The sequence below is a fragment of the Phenylobacterium kunshanense genome (genome assembly GCF_003254525.1).
In the GTDB taxonomy this organism is placed as follows: domain Bacteria; phylum Pseudomonadota; class Alphaproteobacteria; order Caulobacterales; family Caulobacteraceae; genus Phenylobacterium; species Phenylobacterium kunshanense.
In genome coordinates this window covers 1-653 of sequence record NZ_QFYS01000032.1, presented here as the reverse complement: position 1 = coordinate 653, position 653 = coordinate 1, and the positions used below count along the sequence as shown (strand labels likewise).

2 protein-coding genes are annotated in these 653 nt (G+C 67.2%); one reads left to right on the top strand and one right to left on the bottom strand.

Annotated features, from left to right (window positions below):
• Window positions 1–219, bottom strand: a 219-nt coding sequence (locus tag DJ019_RS20655) for a transposase (RefSeq protein WP_165844104.1), incomplete at its 3' end; no start/stop codon positions are given.
• Between the two features lie 173 nt (window positions 220–392).
• Between DJ019_RS20655 and DJ019_RS21730 the strand changes: the two genes are divergently transcribed.
• The coding region (locus tag DJ019_RS21730; RefSeq protein WP_205854224.1) for a hypothetical protein at window positions 393–653 on the top strand (261 nt) is incomplete at its 3' end.

Genomic DNA, 653 nt, shown 5'->3' with positions numbered 1-653 from the left:
ATCAGGCGCATCGATCAGAACCGCCGGCATCAACGTGGACGGCGCCGCCAACGCCGCCCGCCGCCACCGGTACAACAGGCTCGTGTGGATCTCCGCCCGCCGCGCGGTCTCCGTCACATTACCGCCCCGCCCGAACGCCTCGGCCAGCAACGCCAGCTTCTGGTCTTCATCCCAGCGGCGACGCCGCTCCGGCCCCGTGATCAGCGTCGAATACGCCATCCTGCTGCTAACACCGCTCCTAACCACGCTGTTAGCTGTGCGGCTATGCCTCAATCACCGGAAGGCGGCCCTCACCGGAGGGGTATCTCTCCTCCGCAGCCAGCTTCGGCGCAGCGGCCAAGGCCGCGCTCGCCGCGTTCGCCTGAGCCTCAGCGGTTCAACAGGGTGGTGGGATGATCGCCGGCCGCCCGATCGCCGCCGCGTCACCGCAAGCCCAACTCACCAAGATCGAGCACATCGGCGAAGACGTCGAGCACCCGGGCGGGATTGGCTTCGCCCAACTCGTCGTCCAGATAGCTCGGCAAGGGCGTCGGCTGCCTGCGATCCTCACCCGCGACGTAGGGGCTCATCTGCGCCCCGATATCGTGATGTCAGAAGTCTGCGCTGCTTCGCATTCCTACGCAGCCGCGGTGGGCAGCAGACATTGGCATCCG